At 68.2% G+C, this 7,698-nt stretch carries 6 protein-coding genes and 1 pseudogene; 2 read left to right on the forward strand and 5 right to left on the reverse strand.

The window, feature by feature from the left end:
• The first annotated feature begins 492 nt into the window (after positions 1-492).
• Positions 493-1,707 carry a sialidase family protein gene (locus tag FNH08_RS38910; RefSeq protein ID WP_228034624.1) on the forward strand — a complete coding sequence of 405 codons (1,215 nt, stop codon included), beginning with the start codon at positions 493-495 and terminating at the stop codon, positions 1,705-1,707.
• Between the two features lie 150 nt (positions 1,708-1,857).
• Here FNH08_RS38910 and FNH08_RS38915 read toward each other — a convergent pair whose 3' ends face one another.
• The 4 genes from FNH08_RS38915 to FNH08_RS51170 form a co-directional block, all read right to left on the reverse strand.
• Complete coding sequence (locus tag FNH08_RS38915; RefSeq protein ID WP_152776248.1) at positions 1,858-2,550, reverse strand: response regulator transcription factor; 693 nt, start codon at positions 2,548-2,550, stop codon at positions 1,858-1,860.
• Positions 2,551-2,570: 20 nt separating this feature from the next.
• The gene (locus FNH08_RS38920; protein WP_152776249.1) at positions 2,571-3,749 is read right to left on the reverse strand and encodes a sensor histidine kinase; all 1,179 of its coding nucleotides are present in this window, start codon (positions 3,747-3,749) and stop codon (positions 2,571-2,573) included.
• Positions 3,750-3,865: 116 nt separating this feature from the next.
• Complete coding sequence (locus FNH08_RS38925; protein ID WP_322726184.1) at positions 3,866-6,073, reverse strand: MMPL family transporter; 2,208 nt, start codon at positions 6,071-6,073, stop codon at positions 3,866-3,868.
• Between the two features lie 434 nt (positions 6,074-6,507).
• Complete coding sequence (locus FNH08_RS51170) at positions 6,508-6,654, reverse strand: hypothetical protein (protein ID WP_194238771.1); 147 nt, start codon at positions 6,652-6,654, stop codon at positions 6,508-6,510.
• A 196-nt stretch (positions 6,655-6,850) separates the two neighbouring features.
• Here FNH08_RS51170 and FNH08_RS52555 point away from each other — a divergent pair, with 196 nt between their 5' ends.
• On the forward strand, positions 6,851-7,405 hold the full coding sequence (locus tag FNH08_RS52555; protein ID WP_322726185.1) for an integrase: 555 nt from the start codon (positions 6,851-6,853) through the stop codon (positions 7,403-7,405).
• A 142-nt stretch (positions 7,406-7,547) separates the two neighbouring features.
• Here FNH08_RS52555 and FNH08_RS38935 read toward each other — a convergent pair.
• Positions 7,548-7,698, reverse strand: a pseudogene (locus FNH08_RS38935) (UDP-N-acetylglucosamine 1-carboxyvinyltransferase); the annotation flags it as partial.

Consider the following 7,698-nt stretch of genomic DNA (forward strand, 5'->3'; position numbering starts at 1 on the left):
CGCCGAGCGGGCCGGACCCCGTTCTGGGCGATCGGGTCTGCGGCGCTCGCTGACGCGGATGGTCGTCAGCGAGAAGGTCATGTCCTTGGTCAGGACGTCGAGTTGGGGGGCGGTGGGCATGTCAATATTGCTGTGGCAGGAGATGCCGGGTTCCGTGGCAGGCCAGAGCAGTACTCACCGGCCTGCACCTGCACGACGCCATCCCTCCTGAAGCCCTGTCATTCTCTGATGGCTCGCAGACACCCAGAGCCCCAGCCCACCGCGGCGGCACTCCAGTGGGATCGTTTCCGGCCCGGTGCCTTGCAGAAAAGAATCCCGTTCTGCCAGAGGTGAGAATTGAGGATCGACATGGCGCTATTCAGCAGTTCGTCCACGAAGTTGGGCTCCGCGGCATTTTCCGTACTGTTTCTGCTGTGTGGTTCACCCGCCGCCGTGGCGGCACCGCGGGGCGCGGGCGGCCATGCAACCGTTCACGAGGTCGATGTCACCAACATGCCGGCCACCAAAGAGGGTCAGCCGACGGTCGCCGTCAACCCGAGGAACCCGAAGAATCTCGTCTTCGTCTCGACGATCTTTCCGCCGTCACCGGGCCTGGAGCCGGTCGACGGCGGGTGTTTCCTGGCCTACTCGAACGACAGAGGCGACACGTGGACCCGGGTGGCGTGGCCGCTGGGCGACACGGCGCCCAAGTGCGGTGAGCCGAGCGTGCAGTTCGACGCGAAGGGCACCGTATACGTCGACAACAACCAGGTCAGCTCAGGTCTGGACGCGAATCTGCTCAACCACAACCAGGTCGCGAAGTCGTCGGACGGCGGCAGGACCTGGACCGACCCGGTGTCCACACCGCTTCTGCTCGGCGGTGCCCCGAAGATGCGGGTGGACGCCGCGACCGGCAAGGTCTACGCGGTCGCCGGGGCGGCGTGGGAGTACCCGAGTGCGGTCTCCGTCAGCGCGGACGGCGGCAAGACGTTCAGCAGTGACTCGCGGGTGATCCCGGGCCCGATGCCCTGCATCGAGGTGGCGCCGGGCATCCCGCTCGTGTGCGGCTATCCGGGGCGTGAGATCGCCGTGTACGGCGGGATCCTCGTCTCCGCATCCCAGGAGGCGGGCAAGCCGGTGAACTTTCACGTCAGCCGCAACGACGGCAAGACGTGGACGAACACGACGGTGAACGACGGCCAGGGAACGCCCGTTGCGGCGGGCACCGGGTCTCTGGTGCCGACTCCTGGGCTGGGTGCGGCAGCCGACCCCGTCCCGTGGGTGGCGGCCGATCCCTCCCACCGAGGCCGGTTCGCCGTCATGGTGCCCCGGGACTCCAACACCCTGGAGGTGTACGTCACCCCGGACGCCGGCAAGACCTGGACCGGACCGGCGACGATCTCCACCCCGAACGCCCATCGTCCGGCGATCGGCTTCGGCGCCAACGGCGATCTGGGTGTCATGTGGCGGACCACCACGGGTGACGCGTTCTCGGTCGTCTCATTCGACCACGGATGCTCGTTCAGTGCCCCCGTGCAGGTCAACCACGTGACCGAGCCAATCGGCGAGATGGGCCCTCCCGGTGACCGCTGGTCGGGGATCACCCTCGCCGACGGCTACGTGTACGTCACGTGGGCCGACGGACGCAACGGCTCCTCCCTGGATTCCAATCTCAGCCGGGTGCCGCTGAAGCTGTTCAAGCGGGAGGCCTCGAAACCTACGCACTGACGAACGTGTGACGCATGGCAGTGTTCCGCCGAGGCGCCTCGGCGGAACACTGCCATGCAACCGACAGTTTCTCGGAGTTCCGTGGCCGACTGTCACCGGCCCGGTCGGCGGCGCCCCTCTTCTGTTTGGGCGGGCTCTGTGCTGCTGCTGTTACCGATCATCGGTGGTGCCGTTCGTGCGTGGCCGGGGGTGTACAAGGCCGCTCTGGTAGGCGATGACGACGAGTTGGGCGCGGTCGCGGGCGCCGAGTTTGTTCATCGCGCGCTGGATGTGGGTGCGGACGGTCAGGGGGCTGAGGACGAGGTCGTCGGCGATCTCTGTATTGGTTTTGCCTTCAGCGGCCAGGGCCATCACTTCGCGTTCCCGAGTGGTGAGTGCGGTCAGTTCTGGCGGCGGGTCCGACTGGGGGTCGGCGGTGGTGAGGAAGCGGGTGATGAGGGTTTGGGTGGCGGTGGGAGACAGGAGGGCCTCGCCGGAGGCGACTGTGCGGATGCCGTCCAGCAGGGTGTACGCGGAGACGTCCTTGCCGAGGAATCCGCTGGCCCCGGCTCGCAGCGCCCGGGCGACGTATTCGTCGGTCTCGAAGGTGGTGAGGATGAGCACGCGGGTCGCGGCGAGGTTCGGGTCCCGGCAGATGGCGGTGGTGGCGGCGAGGCCGTCGGTGCCGGGCATGCGGATGTCCATCAGGACGATGTCGGGACGGTGGGTTCGGGTGAGGGCGACGGCTTGCGCTCCGTCGGATGCTTCGCCGACCACCTCCATGTCGGGATTCTCCTCAATGAGGATCCGGAAGGTGATGCGCAGGAGTTCTTGGTCGTCGGCGAGCAGGATGCGGATGGGCATGGGCGTTGTCTTCTCCGGGGTCAGTGGAGGATCGGCAGTTCGGTGGTCACGGTGAAGCCGCCGTCGGGGCGTCTGCCGGCGTCGAAGCGGCCGCCGGCGGAGCGGGCGCGTTCGCGCATGCCGATCAGGCCGAACCCGTCGCCGGGACTGGCCGGGGCCGGCTCGCGGGCGGAGGGCTCGTTGGTGATGGTGACGGTCAGTCTGTCGCGGCCGTAGGCGAGCCTGACCTGCGTGGTGCTTTTCGGCGCGTGCTTGGTGACATTGGTGAGGGCTTCCTGCACGATCCGGTACGCCGTCAGGTCCACGCCGGGCGACAACTGCTGCTGCTCACCGTCAACGGCGACCTCGACACCAAGGCCGGCCGCGGCGAAGGAGTCGACAAGGCCGGGCAGTTGGCGCAGGCCGGGAGTCGGTTCCAGAGGTGAGTCGGGGTCGTCGGGCCGGCGCAGGAGCCCGACGGCGGCCTTGAGCTCCCGCAGCGCCGAGGAGGTGATGGAGGCGAGCTGGGCGACCATGGGGGCAACCTTGTGCGGGCTGGTCTGCGCGAGGAAGGTGGCGGTGCCGGCCTGCGCGTTGGCGAGCGCCAGGTGGTGGGCGACGACGTCGTGCAGCTCGCGGGCGATCCGCACGCGCTCTTCGGCGACGCGGTGACGGGCTTCCTCCTCACGGCTGCGTTCGGCGTATTCGGCTCGCACCTTGACCGCTTCGAGGTAAGCGTGCCTGGTCTGCGCCGCAGTCCCCAGGGCCACCGGCAGCAGGAGACACAGGACCGGGTTGATGATGGCCAGGGGCCAGGGGTGTCCGTTGCGGTTTCCGATGACCGCTGACAGCACGATCATCGCCGTCATGGCGAGGCACCATGTGTATGCGGTCCTGCGCGGGATCTGCACGGCCAGCTCGTACAAGGCCGCGATGACCGGCGCCAGCAGCATGGGAGTGAGCAGGTAGCCGACTCCGCCGGCCGCGCTGGCGCACACCGCCGTGACGACGAGTACGGTCCGGGGGTGGCTCTGGCGCCACAGCATGGCGAAGGAGGCCACGACGGCCAGGGGCAGGGCCGACCACCAGCCCAGTCCCTCGGCAAAGCTGTCGCTGCTGTAGAGGGCTACCGGCCCGGACAGTACGCACAGCACTGCGATGAGCGCCGCGTCGACGGCGTGCGGATGATTTTGTGCGTAGTGCTGCCAGCGGGCGGTCATCAGGTGCTCCGGTCGGGGGGTACGTCGTCCATGATCGGTCACTGAGCGCGGCGACACCGGCAGGGCTTCCCATGAAGCCGCGGAAAGCCCTGCGGGCCGCGCACGCAGACGCCGGTTCAGTTCAGCGCCGATGCCTTGTCGACGGCCGGCTTCGGGGTTGCGGCCCTTCCGCCGGTGAGAGCCTCACCCTCGATGTCCACGTGGGGCAGGCGCCGGTCGAGCCAGTGCGGCAGCCACCAGGCCCTCTTTCCGAGTAGGGCCAACACTGCCGGGACGAAGACCATCCGGACCAGGAAGGCGTCGAACAGCACGGCCACGGCCAGGCTGAAGCCGATCATCTTGATCATGGCCAGTCCGGCCCCGACGAACCCGGAGAAGACAGCGATCATGATCAGCGCGGCGGCCACCACGACACGGGCGCTGTGCCGGAACCCGCTGACCACGGAATCGGCGGGCCGCTCTCCGTGGATGTATGCCTCCCGCATCCGAGAGACCAGGAACACCTCGTAGTCCATGGCCAGACCGAAGACGATGCCCACCATCATGATCGGCATGGTGCTCATGATCGGCCCGGTCTGCTGCAGGCCGATCAGATCGGCCGCCCAGCCCCACTGGAAGACGGCGACGACCGCGCCGAGGGCTGCGAGCACGGACAGCAGGAACCCGACGGCGGCCTTGAGCGGCACGAGTACCGAACGGAAGACCACGAGTAGCAGCAGAAAGGCCAGCCCCACCACGACGGCCAGATAGGGGACCAGAGCGCTCTGCATCTTCTGCGCGACGTCAATGTTCACTGCCGTCGTACCGGAGACCAGGAACGTCGCACCGGTCTCGGACCGCAGACTCTCGCGCTCGCCCCGGATCGCCCGGACCAGGTCCTTGGTCTTCTCACTGGTGGGCGCAGTGGAGGGAGTAGCGGTGAAGAGGGCGGTGTCCCCGGCCGGGTTGAAGCTCGCGGTTGAGACGGACACGACTCCCGCTGTGTCGGCGATCTTCTCTGTGATCGCGGCGACCGCCGTCCTCGGGTCCTTCGCGCCCTGCGCGTCCACGACCACGGTCAGCGGACCGTTGAAGCCGGGACCGAACCCCTCGGCGAGCTCGTCGTAGGCGCGCCGTTCCGTGGTCGCGGTGGACTTCGACTCATCCCCGGGCATGCCCAACTGCAAGTCCATCACCGGCAGCGCCAGCGCCCCCAGCACCGCGACCGAGGCCAGCAGTACCGGCACCGGGCGGCGCAGCACGAAGTGGGCCCAGCGGGCTCCGGCGTTCCGCCTCGTGCCGCTTTTCTGTTTGCCCTTCCTGATGCGGCGGGACAGAACGGCGTTCGGGAACAGACCAAGCAGGGCTGGTACGAGAGTCAGGGCGACCAGGACGGCGATCACGACGGCCCCGGCCGCCGACAGACCCATCTTCGTCAGAGTCGGAACCCCGACCACAGAGAGCCCCGCCAGCGCGATCACCACCGTCAGCCCGGCGAACACCACCGCCGATCCAGCCGTTCCGACGGCCAGGCCGGCGGCCTCCTGCGGGACGCGGTCCTTGGCCCGTTCCTCGCGATACCGGGACACGACGAACAGCGCATAGTCGATACCGACCGCCAGACCCAGCATCGATGCCAGGCTGCTGCTCGTCGTGGACAGCCCGAACGTGCTGCCGAGCGCCATGATCGACACCATGCTGAGGCCGACACCGAGGACGGCCGTCAGCAGCGGCAGTCCGGCAGCCGTCAGGGAACCGAAGGTCACCAGCAGCACCAGCGCGGCGATGGCGATACCGATCGCCTCACTCGAACCGCCCGCCGCGGGCTGACTGGCCAGCACCGAGCCGCCGACGTCCACGGTCAGACCCGCCTTGCGGGCCTCGTCCACGGCTGTCTGCAGGTACTGCTTGGTGGAGTCGGTGATGTCCTTGGACTTCGCCTTGTAGGTGACGATCGCATACGCGGTGGAACCGTTCTTGCTGACCGCACCCGCCTGGAAGGGGCTGACCGCCGCCTCCACCTGACTGCCCTCGCCGGCCTCATCGACCAGCTTCTCGATCGTGGCGCGGTTGTCGGAGGCAGTGACCTTCTGTCCCTCCGGAGCGACGAAGACGATTTTGGCCGATGCCGTGTCGGCATTGTCGGACGTGCCGGGGAAACGCTTCTGCAGCAGGTCATAGGCACTCTGTGCTTCGATGCCGTTCATCGAAGCGGTGTCATCGGGAGGTGCGGGCGCCTTGGTCGAGGCGAACCCGACGGCGCCCAGCACGACCACCCACAGGGCAGTCACAAGCCGGCGTCGTCGAAAGGCCATACGGCCCAGTCGGTAGAGAAGAGCAGCCACGGGAAGGAGGTCTCCACATCTGATTCGGGTACCTCCCCAGGCTCTCCACCAGGACCGCTCCCGTCTGCCTGCCCCCGACGACACTTCGGCTACTGAAACAGGAGTACTGCCCTCCTGAACTCGCAGTACCAGGCCGGGTGGGCGGAGGGCCACCGCAATCACGTTCACCCACGTCGCGGGCGACATCGGCGTCCGCACCACCGCTATCGCCACCGCCGGAATCGGCGGCACCAGCGTCTACGCGGAAGACCTGTTTCTCTCGTTGGTGTGGACAACGGACAGCTTCAAACCCTGTCCATAACTTGAGTTCGGCCGCGTGCCCAGGGTGGAGTGTGGGGTGCGGGGGTGGCGAGTATCGGCTCCGGCAGGGACCAGGTCGAGGACATGGTCGAAGGTGTCCACCGTGAGCAGGCGGCGGCGGGAGTGTCGCCCGGTCAGCGGATCGCTGGCAGGGCCTTGTCCGGGTGTGCGGTCTGCACGTACTTCACCGCGACACCGGGGTGGATGCCGAAGAGCCGGGCGAGGTGGACCGGGTCGGCGGTCGGCCGCCGTCGAGGACCGTCGCCTCGGACGCAACCCATGCCGGTCCAGTACGGTCGGCCCTCCGGCTGCCGCACCCGGCAGGGTCGAGGCGTGGCCGCCCGAACGGGTCCTGGCGGTACGGGCGGCCCTGCCGGATCGCTACCGGCTCCTCCTCGTGATCGGAGCAGGTCTCGGGCTCCCCAAGGGGAGGCGCTCGGGCTCTCAGCGGACGACATCGACTTCGCGAAGGAAGTCGTGCACGTCCGGCGGCAGGTCAAGATGGTTCGGGCGAAGCTGTGTTTCGCGCTTCCCAAGGGGCGCAAGGTCCGGGACGTGCCGCTGCCGGCCAGCGTGGCCCGGGCCATCCGGCAGCACATGGAGCAGTTCGCGCCGGTGCCGGTCACTCTGCCTTGGGACGACCCGACTCCGGCCGAGACGCCGGTGGGAGCCAAACACCGACGGCCGAGGACCTACAGCCTCCTGGTGACGGGACGCGAGCGGAAGGCCGTCAACCGGAACTACTTCAACTCCTACGTGTGGAAGCCCGCTCTGGCCGCGGCGGGCGTGATCGCTCCACTCGAAGAGGGCAGCGCCGACGGCGCTCGTGTCTGGGAGCCGTCCCGGGAGCACGGCTTCCACGCCCTGCGCCACTTCTACGCCTCCGAGGAATTGGAGGCTGGCGAATCGATCGTCTCCCTGGCCCGCTGGCTGGGGCACTCCGACCCCGGGTTCACGCTGCGGAAGTACTCCCACTTCCTGCCCCGCGCCGGCGCACGAGGCAGCGCTGCCATCGACGCGATCTTCGTGTAGCCGCGGCCGGTCGGCAGAGCCTGTGGAGCGTGGCTCGTAGCCCACCGCGAGCCCAAAGTCCCAGAAAGTCCCAGAGATGCCGCCGCACCTCATCCTGACCCGCTAAGTAGCAGGTCAGACAGGGTGCGGCGGCATTCGCGTATCAAATGTCCCGGAAGATCTCGATCTGCGCCCCCACCGAGTTCAGCCGCTCGGCCAGGTCCTCGTACCCGCGGTTGATGACGTACACGTTCCGCAGGACCGACGTGCCCTCCGCCGCCATCATCGCCAGTAGGACGACCACGGCCGGGCGC

Origin of the sequence: Streptomyces spongiae, assembly GCF_009377185.1 — a bacterium.
In the GTDB taxonomy this organism is placed as follows: Bacteria; Actinomycetota; Actinomycetes; order Streptomycetales; family Streptomycetaceae; genus Streptomyces; species Streptomyces spongiae.

Excerpts from the sequence above, each read along its gene's own strand:
- FNH08_RS38910 (WP_228034624.1), top strand. The coding sequence starts at position 493 with ATGCCGGCCACCAAAGAGGGTCAGCCGACGGTCGCCGTCAACCCGAGG.
- FNH08_RS38915 (WP_152776248.1), bottom strand. The coding sequence starts at position 2,550 with ATGCCCATCCGCATCCTGCTCGCCGACGACCAAGAACTCCTGCGCATC.
- FNH08_RS38920 (WP_152776249.1), bottom strand. The coding sequence starts at position 3,749 with ATGACCGCCCGCTGGCAGCACTACGCACAAAATCATCCGCACGCCGTC.
- FNH08_RS51170 (WP_194238771.1), bottom strand. The coding sequence starts at position 6,654 with ATGGGTTGCGTCCGAGGCGACGGTCCTCGACGGCGGCCGACCGCCGAC.